General features: G+C 73.3%; 20 protein-coding genes. 14 read left to right on the top strand and 6 right to left on the bottom strand.

Annotated elements, in window-relative coordinates; all coding sequences use genetic code 11:
• Window positions 1-3: 3 nt before the first annotated feature.
• Window positions 4-1,428, top strand: a complete 1,425-nt coding sequence (locus tag ACULK2_RS00270) for an MBL fold metallo-hydrolase RNA specificity domain-containing protein (RefSeq protein ID WP_445967733.1) — start codon at window positions 4-6, stop codon at window positions 1,426-1,428.
• Between the two features lie 62 nt (window positions 1,429-1,490).
• A complete protein-coding gene (locus ACULK2_RS00275) occupies window positions 1,491-1,916 on the top strand; it encodes a pyridoxamine 5'-phosphate oxidase family protein (protein ID WP_445967732.1) in 426 nt (141 codons plus the stop codon).
• Window positions 1,917-1,995: 79 nt separating this feature from the next.
• Here ACULK2_RS00275 and ACULK2_RS00280 read toward each other — a convergent pair whose 3' ends face one another.
• Entirely contained in the window at window positions 1,996-2,868 is an 873-nt protein-coding gene (locus ACULK2_RS00280; protein WP_445967731.1) for a carbohydrate kinase family protein, read from the bottom strand.
• A 123-nt stretch (window positions 2,869-2,991) separates the two neighbouring features.
• On the opposite strand from ACULK2_RS00280, the gene ACULK2_RS00285 reads away from it, so the two are divergent.
• Window positions 2,992-3,975, top strand: coding sequence for an acetylxylan esterase (locus tag ACULK2_RS00285; protein WP_445967730.1), 984 nt, complete (start codon window positions 2,992-2,994; stop codon window positions 3,973-3,975).
• 59 nt (window positions 3,976-4,034) lie between these two features.
• On the opposite strand, the gene ACULK2_RS00290 is transcribed toward ACULK2_RS00285, so the two are convergent.
• The gene (locus ACULK2_RS00290) at window positions 4,035-4,253 is read right to left on the bottom strand and encodes a hypothetical protein (RefSeq protein WP_445967729.1); all 219 of its coding nucleotides are present in this window, start codon (window positions 4,251-4,253) and stop codon (window positions 4,035-4,037) included.
• Between the two features lie 134 nt (window positions 4,254-4,387).
• Window positions 4,388-6,067: a molybdopterin-dependent oxidoreductase gene (locus tag ACULK2_RS00295; RefSeq protein WP_445967728.1), complete on the bottom strand. Its 1,680-nt coding sequence runs from the start codon at window positions 6,065-6,067 to the stop codon at window positions 4,388-4,390.
• A 122-nt stretch (window positions 6,068-6,189) separates the two neighbouring features.
• On the opposite strand from ACULK2_RS00295, the gene ACULK2_RS00300 reads away from it, so the two are divergent.
• A complete protein-coding gene (locus ACULK2_RS00300) occupies window positions 6,190-7,041 on the top strand; it encodes a DNA/RNA non-specific endonuclease (protein ID WP_445967727.1) in 852 nt (283 codons plus the stop codon).
• On the opposite strand, the gene ACULK2_RS00305 is transcribed toward ACULK2_RS00300, so the two are convergent.
• Complete coding sequence (locus tag ACULK2_RS00305) at window positions 7,004-7,579, bottom strand: RBBP9/YdeN family alpha/beta hydrolase (protein ID WP_445967726.1); 576 nt, start codon at window positions 7,577-7,579, stop codon at window positions 7,004-7,006. The genes ACULK2_RS00300 and ACULK2_RS00305 overlap by 38 nt on opposite strands.
• Window positions 7,580-7,722: 143 nt before the next feature.
• On the opposite strand from ACULK2_RS00305, the gene ACULK2_RS00310 reads away from it, so the two are divergent.
• Complete coding sequence (locus tag ACULK2_RS00310; protein WP_445967725.1) at window positions 7,723-9,267, top strand: FAD-dependent monooxygenase; 1,545 nt, start codon at window positions 7,723-7,725, stop codon at window positions 9,265-9,267.
• A 96-nt stretch (window positions 9,268-9,363) separates the two neighbouring features.
• Here the strand turns inward: ACULK2_RS00310 and ACULK2_RS00315 are convergent, their stop codons facing one another.
• On the bottom strand, window positions 9,364-9,711 hold the full coding sequence (locus ACULK2_RS00315) for a hypothetical protein (RefSeq protein WP_445967724.1): 348 nt from the start codon (window positions 9,709-9,711) through the stop codon (window positions 9,364-9,366).
• An 86-nt stretch (window positions 9,712-9,797) separates the two neighbouring features.
• Between ACULK2_RS00315 and ACULK2_RS00320 the strand changes: the two genes are divergently transcribed.
• From ACULK2_RS00320 to ACULK2_RS00360, 9 genes are all read left to right on the top strand, one after another.
• Window positions 9,798-10,775 (top strand): EamA family transporter, encoded by a 978-nt coding sequence (locus ACULK2_RS00320; protein ID WP_445967723.1) that lies wholly within the window; start codon window positions 9,798-9,800, stop codon window positions 10,773-10,775.
• A gap of 170 nt (window positions 10,776-10,945) precedes the next feature.
• The gene (locus ACULK2_RS00325) at window positions 10,946-11,875 is read left to right on the top strand and encodes an NAD(P)-dependent oxidoreductase (protein WP_445967722.1); all 930 of its coding nucleotides are present in this window, start codon (window positions 10,946-10,948) and stop codon (window positions 11,873-11,875) included.
• A gap of 42 nt (window positions 11,876-11,917) precedes the next feature.
• Window positions 11,918-12,925 carry a LacI family DNA-binding transcriptional regulator gene (locus ACULK2_RS00330; RefSeq protein ID WP_445967721.1) on the top strand — a complete coding sequence of 336 codons (1,008 nt, stop codon included), beginning with the start codon at window positions 11,918-11,920 and terminating at the stop codon, window positions 12,923-12,925.
• A 213-nt stretch (window positions 12,926-13,138) separates the two neighbouring features.
• A complete protein-coding gene (locus tag ACULK2_RS00335; RefSeq protein ID WP_445967720.1) occupies window positions 13,139-14,911 on the top strand; it encodes a glycoside hydrolase family 13 protein in 1,773 nt (590 codons plus the stop codon).
• A 25-nt stretch (window positions 14,912-14,936) separates the two neighbouring features.
• Entirely contained in the window at window positions 14,937-16,298 is a 1,362-nt protein-coding gene (locus ACULK2_RS00340) for an ABC transporter substrate-binding protein (protein WP_445967719.1), read from the top strand.
• 83 nt (window positions 16,299-16,381) lie between these two features.
• A complete protein-coding gene (locus tag ACULK2_RS00345) occupies window positions 16,382-17,365 on the top strand; it encodes a carbohydrate ABC transporter permease (protein WP_445967718.1) in 984 nt (327 codons plus the stop codon).
• On the top strand, window positions 17,350-18,255 hold the full coding sequence (locus tag ACULK2_RS00350) for a carbohydrate ABC transporter permease (protein WP_445967717.1): 906 nt from the start codon (window positions 17,350-17,352) through the stop codon (window positions 18,253-18,255). Before ACULK2_RS00345 ends, ACULK2_RS00350 begins: the two co-directional genes overlap by 16 nt.
• Window positions 18,256-18,341: 86 nt before the next feature.
• Window positions 18,342-18,992 carry a hypothetical protein gene (locus tag ACULK2_RS00355; protein WP_445967716.1) on the top strand — a complete coding sequence of 217 codons (651 nt, stop codon included), beginning with the start codon at window positions 18,342-18,344 and terminating at the stop codon, window positions 18,990-18,992.
• A gap of 112 nt (window positions 18,993-19,104) precedes the next feature.
• On the top strand, window positions 19,105-19,452 hold the full coding sequence (locus ACULK2_RS00360; RefSeq protein ID WP_445967715.1) for a DUF2834 domain-containing protein: 348 nt from the start codon (window positions 19,105-19,107) through the stop codon (window positions 19,450-19,452).
• On the opposite strand, the gene ACULK2_RS00365 is transcribed toward ACULK2_RS00360, so the two are convergent.
• The gene (locus tag ACULK2_RS00365) at window positions 19,379-19,978 is read right to left on the bottom strand and encodes a TetR family transcriptional regulator (protein ID WP_445967714.1); all 600 of its coding nucleotides are present in this window, start codon (window positions 19,976-19,978) and stop codon (window positions 19,379-19,381) included. The two genes, ACULK2_RS00360 and ACULK2_RS00365, sit on opposite strands and share 74 nt — an antisense overlap.
• Window positions 19,979-19,990: the final 12 nt, after the last annotated feature.

A 19,990-nucleotide genomic window follows, 5' to 3' on the forward strand; every position in this document is an offset into this window, starting at 1 on the left:
GTCGTGGGCGCGAGCATCCGGTTCCTCGGCGCGGCGGACACCGTCACCGGGTCGCGGCACCTCGTCGAGTCCGAGGGGACGCGCGTGCTCGTCGACTGCGGGCTGTTCCAGGGGTACAAGGTGCTCCGCGCGCGGAACCGGCAGCCGTTCCCGGTCGCGCCGGCCACGATCGACGCGGTCGTGCTGACGCACGCGCACCTCGACCACTCCGGCCATCTGCCCGCACTCGTCCGCGACGGCTTCGCGGGCCGCATCCTCGCGACGCCCGGCACGATCGAGCTCGCGGCGATCCTCCTCGCCGACAGCGCGTACCTCATGGAGGAGGAGGCCCGCCACGCGGCATCCCGTCACTGGTCGCGACACGCCGAGCCTCGCCCGCTCTACACCTCGGAGGACGTGCGCCGGACGATGGCCCGGTTCGAGCCGCTCGACTTCCACGAGCAGCGACGCATCGCGCCGGGCGTCGACGCGCGCCTGGTGCACGCCGGCCACATCCTCGGCGCCGCGCAGGCACGACTCGACGTCGGCGGCGCGACCGTGCACGTCACGGGCGACCTCGGCCGGGCCGACGACCCGCTGATGCGGCCCCCCGAACCGCTCGAGGCGACCGACGTGCTCGTCGTCGAGTCGACCTACGGCGACCGCGCGCATCCCACCGGGGACCCGGAGCGGCAACTCGGCGACGTCATCCGTCGCGTCGCGCGTCGCGGTGGGGTCGTCCTCATCCCCGCGTTCGCCGTCGGGCGCACCGAGACCGTGCTGCTGCACCTCTCGCGCCTCGCCGATCGCGGCGAGCTGCCGGACGTGCCGATCTACCTCAACAGCCCCATGGCGGTCGATGCCGCCGAGATCTACGAGCAGCACCCCGAGGAGCACCGGCTCGGCCATGAGGAACTCGAGCGGATGTACCGCCTGGCGCGCCGCGTCACGACCGTCGACGACTCCAAGCTCCTGAACCTGCGCGGCGGCCCGCTCGTGATCATCTCGGCGAGCGGCATGCTGACGGGGGGCCGCATCCTCCATCACCTCGAGGCGTACGGCTCCGATCCGCGCAACGCGATCGTGCTGACGGGCTTCCAGGCGGGCGGCACGCGCGGCGCGGCGCTGCAGGGCGGGGAACGCTCGCTCCGCCTGTTCGGCCACGACCTGCCGATCCGCGCCGAGGTCGCGACGATCGAGTCGATGTCGGCGCACGCCGATGCGGAGCAGCTCCTCGCCTGGATGCGCACCGCACCCGAGGCGCCCGGAATGACCTGGGTCGTGCACGGCGAGGCGCATGCCGCCGACACGCTCCGCGCCCGGATCCGGAGGGAGCTCGGCTGGCGCGCACGCGTCCCCGAGCACGGCCAGGTCGCGGCGCTCGAGCCGGCTCCGGCGCGAGCCGCGCCGATGCCCGACGCGGTCGCGGCGATCGACGCCTCGATCTGAGCGGGGGGTCGCCACCGCCATCCGCTCACCGACAGGTTCGAACCACAGAGAAAGGGACACCGATGGACGAACAGGACGACCTGCGGCCCCCCACCGAGCAGCTCGGCGAGGAGGAGTGCTGGAAGCGCATCGAGGCCGCGCCCTTCGGCCGCATCGCGGTGTTCGCGGCGGGCGAGGTCGACATCTTCCCGGTCAACCACGTGGTCGACCGCGACGGCGTCGACGGACCCGCGATCGTGTTCCGCACCTCCGCGGGCACCAAGCTCCTCGAGCTGACGATCCACTCGCGTGTCGCGTTCGAGGTCGACGGGTACACCGACGAGAGCGCGTACAGCGTCGTCGTCAAGGGCGAGGCGCGCCAGCTCGAGCGGCAGAGCGAGATCGAGCATGCCGAGACGCTCGGCGTTCGCCCGTGGGCTCCCGAATCGAAGGACCGCTGGGTGCGGATCCAGCCGGCCGAGGTGCGCGGGCGCCAGTTCCTGCGCTGAGCGGGAGCGAGCCGGTCGCCGGCGGTCGCGCCGCGGGCGGCGGCGCCCGCGGCATCAGGCTGCCACGGGACCGCCCGGATCAGCCGATGAGCGCGTCGAGCGTCGGGTGCAGGTGCCGCGTGACCAGGGCGGATGCCGCGTGCTGCGCACCGAGCCCGAGCGCGGCATCGACGCCGGCCCCGTCGAGCATCGCGTGCAGCACGCCCGACATGAAGGCGTCGCCGGCGCCGTTCGTGTCGAGCACCTCGACGGGCACCGCGTCGACGCGATGCCCGGTGACCGCGCCGTGCTCCGAGGCGAGCGCGACCGCTCCCTCGGCGCCGAGCGTGCACACCGCGAGCCGGGCACCCTCGTCGATCACGCGCCGGAGGAACGGCAGCGGGTCGCCGGCCAGGCGATCGGCGTTCAGGAACACCGCGTCGGCGGCATCGAGGAACGGCCGGTGGAACTCGCTCTCCCCGTCGTAGTCGTGCAGGTCGGTCCAGATCGGCCGGCCCGAGGCGCGGGCGTCGGGGATCAGGCGGCGCGAGCGTTCCGACAGGTCGAGCACGATCGCCGCGGCGTCCTCCATCGCGGCGGTCAGCCGGTCGTCGTCGGGCGAGTCCGCATCGTCGGGCGTCGAGAGGTAGATCGACACGCGCTCGCCGAGCGGTGTCATGAGGTTGAGGTGGCGTTCGGTGCGGCCGCCGTCGACGACGTCGAGCTCGAGCCCGTCGACGCGCCCGAGGATCTCGCGCAGGCGCACGCCGTCGGCATCCGACCCGATCGACGTGAACAGCGCCACCGGCCGGCCGAGCGCCGCGAGGCCGAGCGCCTTGCCCGCCGACGTGCCGCCCATGGTCTCGTGGTCGCCGAGGGCGAACTGCATGTGCGGCACCGGCTGGGGCAGGTGCTCGACCTGCACGATCCGGTTCCACGACGCCGGCCCCGAGACCACGACCCTGCCGCCCACGCGTTGCTCCCGTCCCGGCCGCGTCGATCGCGGCGTCCGTCCCATCCTGCCTGCTCGCCGCGAGCGCCGGCACGGCTACGCTGACCTCCACGCCCGTCCCGCCGCGATCCGGAGGAGCTCCGCATGCCCTTCTTCGACCTGCCCGCCGCCGACCTCCGCGCCTTCCGGCCCGAGGTGGCCGAGCCCGCCGACTTCGACGAGTTCTGGGCCGGCACGCTCGCGGCGTCGCGCGCCGCCGCCGAGCCGCCCCGGCTCGAGCGCATCCATTCGCCCCTGTCGCTCGTCGAGGTCTACGACGTCGAGTTCTCCGGGTACGCGGGCGACCCGGTGAAGGGCTGGTTCCTGGTGCCGGCGGACGCCTCGGGGCCGCTGCCCGCGGTCGTCGAGTACAACGGGTACGGCGGCGGTCGCGGCCTCCCGCACGAGCGGCTGCACTGGGCGGCATCCGGGTTCGCGCACTTCTTCATGGACACCCGGGGGCAGGGGAGCGCGTGGGGCACCGGCGGCGGCACGCCCGACCCGCACGGCACCGGCCCGTCGTTCCCCGGGTTCATGACCCGCGGCATCCACGACCCCGACGAGTACTACTACCGGCGCGTGTTCACGGACGCGGTGCTCGCGATCGACGCCGTGCGCTCGCTCGAGGTGGTCGACGCGGACCGGGTCGCCGTGACCGGCGGGTCGCAGGGCGGCGGCATCGCGCTCGCCGCGGCCGGACTGGTCGAGGGACTCGTCGGCGCGATGCCCGACGTGCCGTTCCTCTGCTGCTTCGAGCGCTCGGTCGGACTCACCGACCGCGATCCGTACCGCGAGATCGTGCGGTACCTGTCGATCCACCGGGATGCCGCTCCCACCGTGTTCTCGACACTGTCGTACTTCGACGGCGTGAACTTCGCCAAGCGCGCCAGCGCGCCCGCGCTCGTCTCCGTCGCGCTCATGGACCCGGTGTGCCCGCCGTCGACGGTCTACGCCGCGGCGAACCACCACGGCGTGGGCGCCGAGGTCGTCGAGTACGCGTTCAACGAGCACGAGGGCGGGCAGGGCGTGCACTGGGAGCGCCAGGCGGCCTGGCTCGCCGAGCGGCTCGCGGCGGTCGACGCGCGCTGACGCTCGGCACCCGGGTGGACGCGCGGGCTCGCCGCACGGGTCGGTCTCGTGCGACCGGCTCAGATCTCGTGCGCCGCGTAGCGCTCGATCTCGTCGTCGGAGACCGCGATGCCGGCGTCGGCGAAGCGGCGCCGGAGCTCCCCTGCCTCGTCCTGCGCGTGGCCGAGGCGCAGGTCCTCCCGTACCTGCACGAGGATCCCGCGGATCTGCTCGGTCCGGGTCGCGTCGCCCGCGCCGTCCTCGATGGGGGCGCCCTGGGTGCCCGGTGTCTCGGTCATGCGAGTCCTCCTCCCGGCGCGCCGGCGGCCCGCCACCATCGATGCTCGTCGCGCACGCGTCATCCGTCGAGGCGTTGACAGGCGACGGATGGCGCGACTCGCGCCCGCCGCCTCGTCCGTCGGCCCGAGCCCGCTCAGGCGACCGTGACGAGCACCCGCTGCCATCCGGTCGACCCGTCGGGCGCGATCGGCGCGCGCTCCTCGACCTGCAGCTCGCCGGCCCGGTTGACGGCGCGCGCCGTGACGTAGTGCGTGCCCGGCGTCGCGTCCCACTCGAGGAACCACTGCACCCAGGTGTCGGCGTTCACCGGCGTGGAGAGGGTCGCCGCCCGCCAGTCGCCGTCGTCGACGCGGACCTCGACCCGTTCGACGCCGACCGTCTGCGCCCACGCCATGCCGGCGATCACCGCCGCTCCGGCCGGCACGGGCGTGCCCGAGCGCGGCGTGTCGATGCGCGACGAGAACTTGATGGGCGCCTCGGCGCTGTAGCCGCGCGGCGTCCAGTACGCCTCGTCGGCGGCGAACGTGGTCACCTTCAGCTCGGTGAGCCACTTCGTCGCGGACACGTAGCCGTACAGGCCGGGCACGACCATCCGGACCGGGAAGCCGTGCTCGATGGGCAGCGGCTCGCCGTTCATGCCGACCGCGAGGATCGCGTCGCGACCGTCGTCGGTGAGCGCGTCGAGCGGCGTCGACGCGGTGAAGCCGTCGATGCTGCGGGAGAGCACCATGTCGGCCCCCGGTGCGGGACCGGCCAGGCGCAGGAGGTCGCGGACGGGGACGCCGAGCCACTTCGCGGTGCCCACGAGATCTCCGCCGACCTCGTTCGAGACGCAGGTGAGCGTCACCGCGTACTCGTCGAGGCCCATCGCGACGAGCTCGTCGAAGCTGAGCTCGACGCGTCGCTCGACCATGCCGTCGATCACGAGCGTCCACGAGCCCGGGTCGACCTCGGGAACGGTCAGGGCCGTGTCGACGCGGTAGAACTCGGCGTTCGGCGTGAACAGGGGCGAGAGGCCGGGGACGTCGAGCTCGGCACCGGGCGGGACCGTCACGGTGCGGCCGGCCGCCGGGAGGCGGAGCGCGTCGCGGATGCGGGCGATGGACGTGCTCGCGACGTCGGCCACGCGGGCGCCGATCCCGACGAGCAGGGCGGATGCCGCAGCCACGCCGGTCAGCAGGAGGAACGCTCGGCGATCGACGGACGGGCGGCGCGAGGGGACCGGGGGGTCGGCCGTCGGCCGCGCGGTCGCGTCCGTCGCCGTCGCGTCCGTCGCCGTCGTCGCGTCCGCGGCCGCGGCCGCGTCCGCCGATGCGGCCCAGGCGCGCAGCCGCACGATCATCGCGCGCAGCAGCACCGTGGCGACCGCCGCGCCGACGAGCGACGGGAGCCACGCCCAGGCCGACGCGCCGGCACGGGTCGTCACCGCCGCGATCGAGGCCGCCCCGGCGACCCCCATCGCCAGCACGCCGAGCGGAGGCCGCACGAACTGCAGGACGCCGGCGAGCACGCTCGCGACGACCACGGCGAGCCCGAGGCTCCCGAGCAGCACCGGCTTGTCGGCCTCGCCGAACGTCGAGATCGCGAACTCCTTCACCGGTTGCGGAACGATGTCGATGACGAACGCGCCGACGGCGAGCACCGGGCCGGCGCCGCGCGCCAGGAGCAGCGCGAGCAGCTCGGCGACCGCGAGGAAGGCGGCGCCCGCGACGACGCCCGCGAGGCCGGCCCACGCGAGGAAGCGCGCGCGACCGGCGCGCGGGCCGGTGCGGGATCTCCGGCGCGACCGCCGTTCGGCCGGCCACGTGCGCATCATCGGTCCTCCGCATCCGCGTGGTCGGGGCGACCCGCTGAGGGTGGTTCGTCACCGCCGCCCCAACGGATCGCTCGCGCGCCGCGAGGCGCGTGTCGGCCGCCCGTGATGTGCTTGGACGCATGGGCTTCGATGCGCACTTCCTGGGGGTCGAGGCGCCGATGCCGGCGGTGCCCGAGGCGGATGCCGCGGCATCCGTCGCCCTCGACTACGTGCACTTCACGGTCGTGCTCGACACCCGCCGCCGGTTCGCGCGGATCACCGGCGTGAACGTCGACGGCGCCGAACTCGTCGAGGTCCCGCGCGGCGACGACTGGCAGTACGACGCCCGGATCCCGCAGGACTGGCAGGCGGGGCCCGAGGTCTACGCGCGCAACGACCTCGACCGCGGGCACCTCGTGCGTCGGCGCGACCCGGTGTGGGGTCCGCCCGAGGTCGCCGCGCGCGCCAACGCCGAGACGTTCCGTTACCCGAACGCCGCGCCGCAGCAGGGCGAGTTCAACCAGTCGCTCGAGTTGTGGAACGGGCTCGAGGACCACGTGCTCGAGTTCGCGCGGGTGCACGGGCAGCGGCTCAGCGTGTTCACCGCTCCCGTCCTCGACGGCGACGATCCGCCCTATCGCGGCATCCAGGTGCCGCTGCGATTCGTGAAGGTGGTCGCCTGGCGGTCGGGCGACGGGCTCGCGACGGCCGGGTTCCTGCTCGACCAGTCGCCCGTCGTCGACCTCGGCGACCCGCTGCGCAGCCGTGCGGGCATCGCCGCCCGCGAGCGGGCCCGCGTCGCCGCGGGCGCGACCGAGGTGCCCGACCTCGGCCCGTTCCGCACGTTCCAGGTGCCGGTCGCCGATGTCGCCGACGTCACCGGGCTCGAGATGCCGGCGCTCGTCGCCGCCGACCGGATGCCGAGGGCGCTCGCCGCGGCCGGCCCGCGCGAGGTCACGCGGCCGGAGGACCTGCTGCTCGGGGCCCGGTAGTCGCGAGGTCCTCGAGCAGCTGCAGCCCCTCCGGCCACTCGCCGAGGCCGCTCTCGGCGTTCACATGCCCACGGGCGCCGAGGTCGATGAGTCCCGCACCCCACGATGCGGCGACGACCGCGCTCCACGCGAGCTCGGAGAACGGATCGTCCGACGAGGCCAGCACCGTCGCGGGGATCCCGAGCAGCCGGCTCGGGAGCGTGAAGCCGCCGGCAGCGGCGGCCTCGGGGAAGCTCGGCCCGGAGGGGTCGGGAGGAGCGACGAGGAAGGCGTACGAGATGCGCGCGGACGCGGCATCCACCCGCAGCGCCCACTGCGCCACAGCGAGGCAGCCGAGGCTGTGGGCGACGAGCACGGGCGGAGCCGGGCTCGCCGCGACCGCGCGGTCGATCGCCCTGACCCAGTCGTCGAGCCCCGGCTCGTCCCACGACTCCGGGTCGATCCGGGTCGTGCCGGCGAGGGCGGCCTCCCAGCGCGACTGCCAGTGCTCGGGCCCCGAACCGCCGATGCCGGGGACGATGACGAGCGAGTGCGGCATGGCGGCCTCCTCGGAGGGGCGCTGGGACGGGGACGGACGCGATCCGGCGCGCGAACGGACGCGGTGACCGCCTCAGCATGGCATCCCGGGCCGCGCCGCGTCGACGCATTCCGTCATCGCGCGGCCGGTGACAGGCTGGGGGCATGGCGGAGCCCGAGGTCCTGCGCACCGACGTGCTCGTCGTGGGCGCCGGTCCCAGCGGGCTCATGGCGGCGGACGTGCTCGCGACGCGAGGGGTCGATGCGATCGTGGTCGACGGCAAGGGGGGCCCGACGCGCGAGTCGCGCGCGCTCGTCGTGCAGGCGCGCTCGATGGAGCTGTACGACCAGCTCGGCCTCGCCGAGCGGATCCTCGCCGAACGCGGCGCGGCCGTCGGCGCGGTGCTCGCGTTCCGCCATCGCGTGCTCGGCCGCGTGCCGCTGCGGAGCTTCGCCGAGGGGCTGACGCCGTTCCCCGACATCACCGTGTACGAGCAGAGCCGCAACGAACGACTGCTCGTGGATGCACTGGCCGGGCACGGGCTGGAGGTGCGCTGGCACCACCGGCTCGTCGCGCTCGACGCGCAGGCCTCGTCCGTGGCCGCGACGCTCGAGGGGCCCCACGGGCCGGTCGTCGTCGAGGCGCGGTACGTCATCGGCGCCGACGGCGCGCACTCGGCGGTGCGCGAGCTGCACGGCATCCCGTTCGAGGGCGTGACCAACGAGCACACGTTCTTCGTCGCCGACGCGGTCGGCGCGAGCGGTCTCGTCGAGGGCGTGGTGAACATCCGGATGTCGCCCGACGACATCCTGCTCTCGTTCCCGATGGGCGAGGCGCGTCACCACCGCATCCTCGGGGTGGTGCGCGACGCCGACCTCGACGAGGAGGACCGCCTGCCCGAGAAGCTCGTGCGCTCGCGCATCGCGCGCGGCTTCACCGTCGGCTACCGCGCGTCGACGTGGTTCGCGACGTACCGGCTGCACCACCGCGTCGCGTCGCGCTTCCGCGACGGCCGCTGCTTCCTCGTCGGCGACGCCGCCCACATCCACTCGCCCGTCGGCGGGCAGGGCATGAACACGGGCCTGCAGGACGCGCACAACCTGGCGTGCGCCCTCGGCGACGTGCTCGCCGGCGGCATGCCGCCGAGCCGCCTCGACCGGTACGAGGCCGAGCGCCGTCCCGTCGCGCGACGGCTCGTCGCGACGACCGACCGGCTCTTCGGCGTCGTCACCTCGGAGTCGCGGGCCGCGCGCATCGTGCGCGGTCGCCTGCTGCCCGCCTTCGGCCCGGTGGTCGTGCGTCTCGCGCCCCGCCTCATCGGCGGCGGGCGGCTGTTCGGCTTCCTCTCGCAGATCCGCATCAGGTACCGGATGTCGCCGCTCGCGCCGACGCGGTCGCAGGTGCGCGACGACATCGTGGGCAAGCGGCTGCCGTACGCCGGGGGCGACCCGTCGAACTTCGACGTGCTGCGATCGTTCCGCTGGCAGGTGCACGGATACGGCGCGCCCGCCGACCTCGTGCGGGCGGTCGCGGAATCGCTCGGGATCGAGCATCACGTCTTCCCGCCTGCGGCGGGCCGTCTGCGCTCGGACCGGCTCTACCTGGTGCGTCCCGACGGGTTCGTGGCCGCCGAGGCGAGCGTCGCGGCAGGGCGCCGCGCCAGGGCGGGCTCGGTGCCCGCGAGCTTCCGCGAGCAGCTCGACGGCTGAGCCGCGCTGCCTCGCGCGCGACCGACCGCCGGCGCGGACGGCTCACGATGCCCGCCGTCCGCGCCGTGCCCGGCCCGGCGCGCCCGGCACCGCGCGTCAACTCCCGGCCGGCGCCTCCTCCGACGCGGCGACCGGCACCGGTGCGACGCGAGCCGACCAGGTCGTCGCGTCACGCGACATGGTCCACGCCTCCGTGCGGCGCAGGCCGTGGCATCCGAGTACCACCTTCGCGACGCCGTCGGCGAGGTCGCGCGACGACGGCGGGTTGATCCGGTTCAGTTCGTCGAGGCTGAACGCGTCGACCGCGATCGGTTCGAGACCGCCGGCCGCGTACAGCAGCAGGTCCCAGGATTCGACATCGTCCGTCACCACAACACGGCGCAGCTCCACCCGTCCCGCGTGCTGCACCTCGTCGTCCGTCAGGCTTCCGAATGGCTTCGTCATCGCGCACCCCTGACCACAGCCAACAACAGGCCGGGCATGCACGGCACCAGGCGCGGGGGCGAGTCGCGCACGCGTATCGTCGTTCCGTGACGAACGAGACCGAGCCGGCGCCCGCGCCGGGTGATGCCGAGGGCGTGCTCCGGCGCCGCCGGTTCGCGGGCGCGGCGACGCAGCTCGGCACCGAGGTCTCGATCAACTTCGGGTCCTCGCTCGCGGGCCTCGTCATCCCGGTCGTCGGCACGTTCGTGGTCGTCGCCGTGCGCCAGCTGGTCATGGTCGCCGCGGTGCTGCCCTTCTACCGGCCGAAGCGCGCGGAGCTCACGTGGCGGCGCCTGCGCCCGGCCCTCGCCCTCGGCGTGGTGCTCGCGGTCATGAACGTCACGTTCTACACCTCGATCGACCGCCTCGGACTCGGCATCGCCGCCACGATCGAGTTCCTCGGGCCGCTCTCGATCGCCCTGTTCACGTCGCGACGGCTGCTCGACGTCGGCTGCGCGGTCGCGGCGGGTGCGGGCGTGTACCTGCTCATCGCGCCCGGCATCGGCGAGGGCGATGCGGATGCCGCGGGCGCGGCGTCGTCGGCCTCCGCCGGCGTCGACCCGATCGGGGTGCTCCTCGCGCTCGCCGCCGCGGCGAGCTGGGCCGCGTACATCCTGCTCACGCGACGCGTCGCGACCCGCCTGCCCGGCCTCGAGGGCCTGACGGTGGCGAGCATCGTGAGCCTCGGCCTGCTCCTGCCCGTCGCGATCTGGACGTTCGACGCGGCCGCGATCGACTGGCGCGTCGCGGGCCTGCTGCTCGGGGTCGGCGTGCTGAGCTCGGCGCTGCCCTACAGCCTCGACACGTACATCCTCCGCCGCATCACGCCCCGGCTCTACGCGATCATCACGAGCTTCGGCCCGGTGATCGCGGCGATCTTCGGCGTGCTCGTGCTCGGGGAGTCGTTCACGCCGATCGAGGTGATCGCGATCCTCGTCGTGTGCGGCGCGGCGGCGGTCGCCCTGGCCACGCAGCGCGAGCGGCCCGTGAGCGATCTCGAGGTCACCGCGCAGACGATCCCGTAGCGCCGCCGTGCGGCGACGCCTCGCCGCGACGTCCCGGACTCGGGCACCCCAGCGCCGTGTCGGCGCGCGCCGCCGGGACGGGACGAGCGACCCGTGCGCCCGGACGCGGTGCGTCGTAGCGTGGGAGCAGGCGCGACGACGGAGCCGCGCGCGACGTCGAGGAGGACGCGATGGCCGTGATCGGGTGGATCGGGCTCGGGCACATGGGCGGGCCGATGGCTGCCCACCTGGTCGAGGCGGGGCACGAGGTCGTGGGCTTCGACGTCGACGCGGGGATGGCCGAGGCGGCGGCCGCGACCGGCGTGCGGGTGGTGGCGGATGCCGCGACCGCGGCGCGCGACGCCGATGCCGTGTTCACGTCGTTGCCGAGGGCCGAGCACTCGCGCGACGTGCTGATCGGCGGAGCGGGCGGCCGGATCGGCGTGTTCGACGCCGTGCGGCGCGAGGCGCTGGTGCTCGACACGTCGACCGTGGACGTCGCCACGTCGCGCGCCTGCCATGACGCGGCCGAGGCCCGCGGCATCCGGTTCGTCGACGCCCCCGTCTCGGGCGGGATCGCCGGCGCGCACGCGGGAACGCTGACCTTCATGCTCGGGGGCGAGGAGGCCGCGACCGGCGAGGCCGCGAGGCTCGTGGCGCCGATGGCGGGGCACGTCTTCGTCGTCGGCGGGCCGACGGCGGGCATCGCCGCGAAGCTCGCGAACAACCTCATGCTGTTCATCACGCTGCAGGCGTCGTCGGAGGGCGCGCGGCTCGCGGAGGCGCTCGGGCTCGACCCGACGATCTTCCACGACATCGCGACCGTGTCGTCGGGCGACTCGTGGCCGCTGCGCACGTGGTACCCCGTGCCGGGCGTCGTGCCGACCAGCCCGGCGAACCGGAACTTCGACGCGACGTTCACGACCCGGCTCGCCGAGAAGGACCTGTCGTACGCGCTCGAGGCGGGCGAGGCCGCCGGTCTCGACCTCGCCGCGGGGCGCCTCGCCATGGAGCGGTTCACCCGACTCATCGAGGAGGGCCACGGCGACCTCGACTGCAGCCTCGTCGTCAAGTACGTGGGTCGAGACGGCCGCACACCGGGGTTCGACCCGGGCGATTGAACTCTGTCGAGTTCTTGCAGGCGTTCGCGTAGCATTGCCGCCGTGTCGAGGAGGCTGGCGGACGTCGCGCGCAAGGTGGGCGTGAGCGAGGCGACGGTCAGTCGCGTGCTGAACGGCAAACCCGGCGTCTCGGCGTCGACGCGCGACGCGGTGCTCACCGCGCTCGACGTGCTGGGCTACGAGCGGCCGACGAAGCTCCGCGGCGAACGCGCGAGGCTCGTCGGACTCATGATGCCCGAGCTGCAGAACCCGATCTTCCCGGCGCTCGCCGAGGTCATCGGCGGCGGCCTGGCCCAGAACGGGTTCACCCCCGTGCTGTGCATCCAGACCGCGGGCGGGGTCTCCGAGTCCGACTACGTCGAGCTGCTGCTGCACCAGCAGGTGTCCGGCGTGATCTTCGCGGGCGGCGCGTACACGCAGGCCGAGGCGAACCACGAGCACTACGACCGGCTCCGGGAGCTCAACCTGCCGACGGTGCTCGTCAGTGCGCCGGTCGACGGCCTCGGCTTCTCCACCGTGTCGTGCGACGACGCCGCCTCGATGGAACAGGCGTTCGGGCACCTCCTCCAGCTCGGCCACGAGCGCATCGGCATCCTCCTGGGGCCGAGCGACCACGTGCCCTCGCAGCGCAAGCACGCCGCGGCGCTCGCGATGGCCGAGCGTCACGGCGTCGACCTCCCCGAGGAGCGCGTGGTGCATTCGCTCTACTCGCTCGAGTCGGGGCAGACGGCCGCGGCGAAGCTCCTGGCCGCCGGAGTCACCGGGATCGTGTGCGCGAGCGACCCCATGGCGCTCGGCGCGGTGCGCGCGGTGCGCCGAGCGGGCCTTCGCGTGCCGGAGGACGTCTCCGTCATCGGCTACGACGACTCCGCCCTCATGAACTGCACCGAGCCGCCCCTCACGACCGTGCGCCAGCCGATCGAATCGATGGGCAAGATGATCATCGAGTTGCTCATGCGGCAGATGTCGAGCGACGACGTCGCGGGCGACGAGGTCTTCTTCGCGCCCGAGCTCGTGGTGCGCGCCTCGACGGCGCCCGCCCCTCGCTGACGGCTCCGGGTTCCACCGCGCGGTTCGCGCCTCGCCGACCGTCGGGTGCGACTGCGCAAGCCACTCCCGCAATCTCGCGCAAGCCGTCGCAAACTTTTGTCCAGATGTTGAAAAGTTGCATCATTCTGTTGCTCTCATTACGTTGACGGGCATCGACGCCGCGGTCCCTGCCGACGCGTCGCCCCGCCCGTCCACGACAGGAGCACGACCGCCGTGACCACGCCCCTCACCGAGGCCGCCGCAGCATCCGCAGGCGCACCAGCGGCAGCATCCGCCGGCGGCCCGGCGACGGCCCACGCGACGCTCACGGCCGACCCGCTCTGGTGGCGGAGCGCGGTGATCTACCAGGTCTACGTGCGCAGCTTCGCGGACTCCGACGGCGACGGCACGGGCGACCTGCGCGGTGTCCTCGCCCACCTCGACCACCTCCAGGAGCTCGGCGTCGACGCGCTCTGGTTCAACCCCTGGTACCCGAGCCCGCTGGCCGACGGCGGCTACGACGTCGCCGACTACCGCGACATCCACCCCGCCTTCGGGACGCTCGCCGACGCGGAGGAGCTCATCGGTGCGGCGCTCGAACGCGGCATCCGCACCATCATCGACGTCGTCCCGAACCACGTCTCGCACGAGCACCCGTGGTTCCGCGCGGCGCTCGCCGCCGGCCCGGGCAGCCCCGAGCGCGCCCGGTTCTGGTTCCACCCGGGCAAGGGTCCCGGCGGTGACGAGCCGCCGACCGGCTGGGTCTCGAACTTCCAGGGCGGCACGTGGACCCGCACGACGAACCCCGACGGCACGCCGGGGGAGTGGTACCTGCACCTGTTCGCACCGGAGCAGCCCGATCTCAACTGGAACCACCCCGACGTGCGCGCCGAGCACGAGGACATCCTGCGGTTCTGGTTCGACCGGGGCGTCGCGGGAGTGCGCATCGACTCGGCGGGCCTGCTCATCAAGGACCCCGAGCTGCCCGAGGTCCCGGAGGTCGTCGCGCCCGGAGCGCACCCGACCGAGGACCGCGACGAGGTGCACGACGTCTACCGCGCCTGGCGGCGCATCGCCGATTCGTACGAGGGCACGCGCGTGCTCGTGGGCGAGGTCTGGGTTCCGGATGCCGCCCGCTTCGCGGCCTACCTGCGCCCGGACGAGATGCACACCGCGTTCAACTTCGACTTCATGGCCCGCCCGTGGGATGCCGCGGAGCTGCGCGAGTCGATCGACCTCATGCTCGACGCGCACGCGCCGGTCGGCGCGCCGAGCACCTGGGTGCTCTCGAACCACGACGTGACCCGCCCGGTGACGCGCTACGGGCGCGAGGACTCCGGCTTCGCCTTCGCCAGGAAGCGCTTCGGCACGCCGACCGACCTCGAACGGGGCACGCGCCGGGCGCGCGCCGCGGCCCTCCTCACCGCGGCCCTGCCCGGCTCGCTCTACCTCTACCAGGGCGACGAACTCGGCCTGCCCGAGGTCGACCTGCCCCGCGAGGTCCTCGAGGACCCGATGCACTTCCGCTCCGGCGGGGTCGACCCCGGGCGAGACGGATGCCGGGTGCCGCTGCCCTGGCGCGGGACCGCGTCGCCCTTCGGGTTCAGCCCCCACGGCGCGAGCGCCGCGCCCTGGCTCCCGCAGCCCGCCGAGTGGGCCGCGCTCAGCGTGCAGGCCCAGGAGGCCGACGCCGGTTCCATGCTCCGGCTCTACCGCGACGCGCTGCGCATCCGCCGCCGCGAGGAGGGCTTCGGCGACGGGCCCATGGACTGGCTCGACCTCGGGCCCGAGGTGCTGGCCTTCCGCCGGGGCGACGACCTCGTCTCGGTGACGAACCTCGGCCGTGCGGCGGTCGAGCTCCCCGAACACGAGCGGATCCTGCTCGCGAGCGACCCGCTCGCCGGCGGCCTGCTCGCACCCGACTCGACGGCCTGGCTCCGCGTGCGGACCGGGACGGAGAGCCCGCGGCGCGCCGCGGAACGCACCCACCTCCGCACCACCACCTGAACACAGCACCGAAAGGACCACGACAATGAAGTCATCACGCAGGATCGCGATCGCGGGCATCACCGCGCTGGCGGTCGCGGGCGCCCTCGCCGGGTGCACGTCCGGCAGCGGCTCGGAGGACGGCACGCTCGAGCTCCGCGTCGCCACCTTCCCGCCGGGCGCCGACCAGGCGGCCTACGACGCGTTCGCCGAGCAGGAGGCGCAGTTCGAGGAGGCGAACCCCGACATCGACATCGTCGGCGTCGAGTACGAGTGGACGGCCCCGACCTTCGCCGCCCAGCTCGCGGGCGGCAGCCTGCCCGACGTGTTCACGGTGCCGTTCACCGACTCGAAGACGCTGCTCGAGAACGGCCAGCTCGCCGACGTCACCGATGAGATCGAGGAGCTCGGGTACGCCGACAAGTTCAACCCGATCATCCTCGAGGAGGTCACCGACGCCGACGGTCGGGTCTTCGGGTTCCCGCGCCAGGCGTACGCCAACGGCCTGCACTACAACCGTGCGCTCTTCGAGCAGGCGGGACTCGACCCCGACAGCCCGCCGACCACGTGGGACGAGGTGCGCGAGGCCGCGAAGCAGATCTCGGAGGCGACCGGCAAGGCCGGGTACGCGACCATGGCGACGGGCAACACGGGCGGCTGGCAGCTCTCGGTGCAGGCCGACTCGCGCGGGGCGTCGCTGCAGACCGCGAACGACGACGGCACCTATACGTCGACGATCGGCAACGACGCCACGAAGGCGACGCTCGAGTTCCTGCACGACCTCCGCTGGGAGGACGACTCGATGGGCGCGACCTTCGACTACGACTGGGGCACCATCAACCAGGAGTTCGCCGCCGGCAACCTCGGCATGTACACCTCGGGCTCCGATGTCTACACCGCACTGGTGCGCGACTTCGGCATGGCGCCCGACGACTACGGCCTGACCGTCATCCCGACTGAGGACGGCGGCGGCGTCCTCGGCGGCGGCGACATCGCCGTGATGCCGCCGAACCTCGACGACGAGACGAAGGCCGCGGCCGTCGAGTGGATCGACTGGTATTACATGCAGAAGCTCCTCGACGAGGACGCCGCGGTCGCCGACGCGAAGGCGCTCTCCGAAGCCGGCCAGGCCGTGGGCACCCCGGTGCTCCCGGTGCTCGACCAGGAGACGTACCTCGAGTCGCAGGAGTGGATCGCCCCCTACGTCAATGTGCCGCTCGACCAGATGACCGGGTTCACCGAGGGCATCTTCGAGCAGACGCCCGTGGGCGAGTTCAAGGGACAGACCCAGCCGATCTACGCCCTGATGGACAACCTCGTGCAGGCCGTCCTGACCGATGAGGACGCCGACATCGACGCGCTCCTCGCGCAGGTCGACGCCGACGCGCAGGCGCTGCTCGACCAGTAGGCCCCCGCGAGGATGCCGCGGCCGCGACCTCCCCGCGCGGCCGCGGCATCCGCCCCACCCCTCGCACCGACCCAGGAGCACCGATGACGATGACGCGAGAGCCGGAGGTCTCGGCCGAGCCCGACCCCGGCGCACCCCCGCCGCACGTGCCGCCCGCCCACCGGAAGCGCCGCCGCACCCCGATGACCTGGCTGCGCGGCGGCGGCCTGTCGAACCTCGCGTTCGTCGCGCCGATGCTCGTCGTGTTCGCGGTCTTCAGCTGGGGGCCGATCGTGCAGGCGGTCGTCATGAGCTTCCAGAGGACGAATCTCGTCTCGCCGCCCGTGTTCGTCGGCCTCGACAACTTCGTGCGCGTGCTCTCCGACCCGAACCTCGGCACGGCCGTCGTGAACACGCTGTACTTCGCCGTGCTCGCCCTCCTCTTCGGCTTCCCGCTGCCGCTGCTGCTCGCCGTGATGATGAGCGAGGTGCGTCGCGGCAAGGGCCTCTACAGCGCCCTCGCCTACCTGCCCGTGGTCATCCCTCCCGTGGTCGCGGTGCTGCTGTGGAAGGTGTTCTACAACGCGAGCCCGGACGGTGTCTTCAACACGATCCTCGGCTGGGTCGGCATCCCGCCACAGCCATGGCTGCAGTCGTCGGCCACCGTGATGCCCTCGCTCGTGCTCGAGGCGACGTGGGCCGCCGCGGGCGGCGCGATCATCATCTACCTCGCCGCGCTCATCGCCGTGCCGCCCGAGCTCTACGACGCCGCCGAGGTCGACGGCGCCGGCATCTGGCGGAAGATCTGGCACGTCACGCTGCCGCAGCTGCGCGGCGTGCTGTTCATCATGCTGATCCTGCAGATCATCGCCACGAGCCAGGTGTTCCTCGAGCCGTTCCTCTTCACGGGCGGCGGGCCGAACAACGCGACGCTCACCATCCTGCTGCTCATCTACCGGTACGCGTTCCAGAACAGCCTCGGCGGCGCCTACGGGGAGGCGACCGCCCTCAGCCTCATGCTCGCGATCTTCCTCGCCCTCCTGAGCTTCGCGTACTTCAGGCTCACCGAACGTTGGAGCACGAATTGACCGCCGCACCGGATCTCGACCGCGGCGTGCTCTCGCCCGCCGACCGCCGGCGCACGAGTGTGCGCGCATCGATGACCGTCGTGCACGGGCTCCTGTTCGTCGGGCTCGTCGTCGCCGGACTCGGCCCGCTGCTGTGGCTCGCGAAGGCGGCCGTCACGCCGACGCAGGACACGCTGAGCCGGCCGTTCGCGCTCTGGCCGAACGGCATCGACTGGGCGAACCTGTCGACGGCGTGGAACGACATCCACATCGACCAGTACTTCCTCAACACGATCTGGGTCGCCGCGGGCTCCTGGTTCTTCCAGCTGCTCATCGCCACGACCGCCGGCTATGCACTGTCGGTGCTTCGGCCGAAGTACGCGCCGATCCTCGACGGGCTCGTGCTCGCGACGCTGTTCATCCCCGCGGTCGTGCTGCTCGTGCCGCTCTACCTCACGATCCTGGATCCGCCGGTGATCGGCACGTCGCTGCTCAACACGTACTGGGCGGTGTGGCTTCCCGCTGCGGCGAACGCCTTCAACATCCTGCTCGTCAAACGATTCTTCGACGGCCTGCCGCGAGAGGTGTTCGAGGCGGCGAAGACGGATGGCGCGGGGCCGTTCCGCGTGTTCTGGTCGATCGTGCTCCCGATGTCGAAGCCGATCCTCGGCGTCGTGTCGGTGTTCGCGGTGATCGCGGCGTGGAAGGACTTCCTCTGGCCGCTGCTGGTGCTTCCAGACCCGGCGGTGCAGCCGCTGTCGGTGCGCCTGCCTGCGGTGCAGTCGCAGACCGAGCTCGACGTGTTCCTCGCGGCGCTCGCGATCTCGACGCTGATCCCGGTCGTGCTGTTCCTGCTGTTCCAGCGGCTGTTCCTCCGCGGAGCGGGCCTCGGGGGCGCCGTCAAGGGCTGACGCCGCGCCGGCGCCGAGGCGCGAGCTCGCGGCATCCGTTCACCGTGTTCTCGGTACCCTCGAAGAGGCGACGCGAGGAGGTGCGGATGGGGGTGTTGGAGTGGCCCTGGCGCCGGCGTCGGCGCCGGGTCAAGATGGCGCCGTTCGACCGCTCGCGGCTGCCCGAGGCGCGCACCGCCTCCTTCGACGAGATGCTCGAGGAGGGCCTGATGATGGCCGAGTCCGCGGGGCGGATGGCGCTGAAGAACCGCCTCATCGTGCACGCCCTGCGCACCGACGAGCCGTTCTCCGACGAGCACGCCGCATCCGAGGCGCGGGCCGTGCTGTACGAGCTCGTGCAGGAGGCCGACGAGGCCGCCGAGCACGTCGCCGAGGAGCGCGCCGCCGCGGGCAAGCGCGAGGGGCGTTCGCAGCACCAGCACGACTACCACCGCGACGACCTGCTGAACCTCCGCCGCCGGGAGAAGGTGTACGCCTCCGTCGCGAAGCAGCTGTGGACGAAGCGGTCGGATGACGCCTATGTCACGGAGTTCGTCGAGCGGGCCCGCGATGCGGCCTGGCAGGACCTCGGCACCGCGATCGAGCAGGAGCTCGACCGTCGCTGGCCGCGCTACGACGAGGAGCCCGACTACGCCGAGCAGCGTTCCGACCGCATGTCCGGCGTGGGCGACGACCTCATGCGCGAGCTCGCCCGGCTCGAGGCGCAGCGCGCGGTCGAGGCGATCCCGGAGTACTGACGCTCGGATGCGCCGCGGCCCGCGCCACGGGCGCGGCCCGGCACGCCCCCGGCGCGACGGGCGCGCCTGCGGCATCCGCCGCCCGGACCGCACCGACCGGCACACTGGGCGCATGACCCGTCACTGGACCCCGCTCGCCGTCGTGTACCTGGTCGCCGCGGTCGCGGGCCTCGTCGGAACGTGGACCTGCAACGCCATGGCGATCGCCGAGGGCCGCGACTTCGTCGGCGATCTCGTCTCGAACGGGCCGGCGGTGTCGTCGATCACGACCGACCTGCTCGTCGTGGCCGTGGCCGGCGGCATCCTGATCGTCGTCGAGTCGCGCCGGATCGGCATGCGGTTCGCGTGGGCGTACATCGTCGGGTCGGCGCTGACGGCCTTCGCGTTCACGTTCCCGCTGTGGCTCGCGATGCGGGAGCGGCGACTGGCGGCGCTGCGGGAGGAGCGACGAGCGCCGTGACATCCGCTCGCACCCGATCGCGGAGGTCGGTGCCGACGAGCGCCGGCCGGAGTCCCGTCGGCGCCTGGATCCAGGCCGCGACAGCGCCGGTGACGCGGACGAGGAGCTCCGCCGGCGGCGTGTGCACCGCCAGCCGCCCGGACTCCTGCGCATCGCGGATCGCGGCGAGCTTCTCGCCGTACAGTTCGAGCTCGCGCGGCGTGGGTTCGTGCGCCTCGAGCGTGCGGCGCGCCTGGAAGCGCACGACCTCCGGACGGGCCAGGGCATAGTCGAAGAGGGCCGCCGCGTAGCCCGGCAGGTCGTCGGGCGTGAACGGCACCTCGGCATGCGCGCGCTCGATCACCTCGTCGGCGACGGCGTCGTACAGCCCCTCCTTGCTGCCGAAGTACGCGTAGATCATGCGCTGGTTGGCCGCTGCGGCATCGGCGATCCCGGCGATGCGCGCGCCGGCGAAGCCGCCCTCCGCGAACTCCGTGAGCGCCGCGTCGAGGATCCGGCGGCGGGTCTGCGCGGCATCCCTGGCCATGCGTCCTCCCGA

Source organism: Agromyces molybdatiresistens (genome assembly GCF_052748445.2).

Excerpts from the sequence above, each read along its gene's own strand:
- ACULK2_RS00275 (WP_445967732.1), top strand. The coding sequence starts at position 1,491 with ATGGACGAACAGGACGACCTGCGGCCCCCCACCGAGCAGCTCGGCGAG.
- ACULK2_RS00285 (WP_445967730.1), top strand. The coding sequence starts at position 2,992 with ATGCCCTTCTTCGACCTGCCCGCCGCCGACCTCCGCGCCTTCCGGCCC.
- ACULK2_RS00290 (WP_445967729.1), bottom strand. The coding sequence starts at position 4,253 with ATGACCGAGACACCGGGCACCCAGGGCGCCCCCATCGAGGACGGCGCG.
- ACULK2_RS00295 (WP_445967728.1), bottom strand. The coding sequence starts at position 6,067 with ATGCGCACGTGGCCGGCCGAACGGCGGTCGCGCCGGAGATCCCGCACC.
- ACULK2_RS00300 (WP_445967727.1), top strand. The coding sequence starts at position 6,190 with ATGGGCTTCGATGCGCACTTCCTGGGGGTCGAGGCGCCGATGCCGGCG.
- ACULK2_RS00305 (WP_445967726.1), bottom strand. The coding sequence starts at position 7,579 with ATGCCGCACTCGCTCGTCATCGTCCCCGGCATCGGCGGTTCGGGGCCC.
- ACULK2_RS00310 (WP_445967725.1), top strand. The coding sequence starts at position 7,723 with ATGGCGGAGCCCGAGGTCCTGCGCACCGACGTGCTCGTCGTGGGCGCC.
- ACULK2_RS00315 (WP_445967724.1), bottom strand. The coding sequence starts at position 9,711 with ATGACGAAGCCATTCGGAAGCCTGACGGACGACGAGGTGCAGCACGCG.
- ACULK2_RS00325 (WP_445967722.1), top strand. The coding sequence starts at position 10,946 with ATGGCCGTGATCGGGTGGATCGGGCTCGGGCACATGGGCGGGCCGATG.
- ACULK2_RS00340 (WP_445967719.1), top strand. The coding sequence starts at position 14,937 with ATGAAGTCATCACGCAGGATCGCGATCGCGGGCATCACCGCGCTGGCG.
- ACULK2_RS00345 (WP_445967718.1), top strand. The coding sequence starts at position 16,382 with ATGACGATGACGCGAGAGCCGGAGGTCTCGGCCGAGCCCGACCCCGGC.
- ACULK2_RS00355 (WP_445967716.1), top strand. The coding sequence starts at position 18,342 with ATGGGGGTGTTGGAGTGGCCCTGGCGCCGGCGTCGGCGCCGGGTCAAG.
- ACULK2_RS00360 (WP_445967715.1), top strand. The coding sequence starts at position 19,105 with ATGACCCGTCACTGGACCCCGCTCGCCGTCGTGTACCTGGTCGCCGCG.
- ACULK2_RS00365 (WP_445967714.1), bottom strand. The coding sequence starts at position 19,978 with ATGGCCAGGGATGCCGCGCAGACCCGCCGCCGGATCCTCGACGCGGCG.